The 729-nt window shown below is 49.8% G+C and carries 1 protein-coding gene; it reads right to left on the bottom strand.

Annotated features, from left to right (window positions below; genetic code table 11):
* Positions 1 to 620 (bottom strand): ParB N-terminal domain-containing protein (locus AAAU26_RS03475; protein WP_489705579.1); only part of this gene is annotated, 620 nt, incomplete at its 3' end.
* Positions 621 to 729 lie beyond the last annotated feature (109 nt).

Raw genomic sequence — 729 nt, forward strand, 5'->3', positions numbered from 1 at the left:
TGAGCAAGGACATCTGAACGATGCTCGACACTTGCCTGCACAAGCTTGGACATTTCTTCGTTGGTGAACTTCACTTCACCGGAAAAGACTTTCTGCTTGATGCCGGGAGAGAGGTTGTCCGCAATGTCGATGCCTCGTGTATAGTGGCTGGCACGGAGAACAGAGGCACGGCTGACACCGTTTTCTTCTGCGATTCGGTCGCAGGTTTTCTTCCCGGAGTGGTGGTTATCATCGTGAGCACCACCACTTTTCTTTGCTAAAGTGTACTGATTGCCCCGAAAGATTTTTGCAGCCTTCTTCTCGGCTTCGTACTGCTTCCCAAGCAGATAGCGTTTCTGTTCGGGACTCAGGTTTCGCCGTCCCAACTGATTCCGGCAAATCCACGCAATGGCTTCTTCGCGGTTCTCAAATCGGAGCGGCATGGTAGAGAAATAAATCTCCGGGTGCTTCTGAAGAATCGCATAACGGTTGTGACCATCAACAAGGGTATTATTCCACACGATCAAAGGAGAGATCAGCTTGCCCTCTTTCAGGATATTTTCTTCAAGCTGCTTGTACTCATCGTCCGTCAGCGGCGGAATCTGGGACTGGAACTCCGGGTCAATTTTCAGATTGATCATACGCACACTCCTTTATCTCTCCTGCTGCGTCTGTTCTTCCTCCCGGAAAAAGGACGCAACATTCTGCTTTGCGGTTTTCAGTTTGAGCAGTTCCTCTTTAGCTTCCTTG

Source organism: Faecalibacterium longum (assembly GCF_040094125.1).
Lineage (GTDB): Bacteria > Bacillota > Clostridia > Oscillospirales > Ruminococcaceae > Faecalibacterium > Faecalibacterium longum.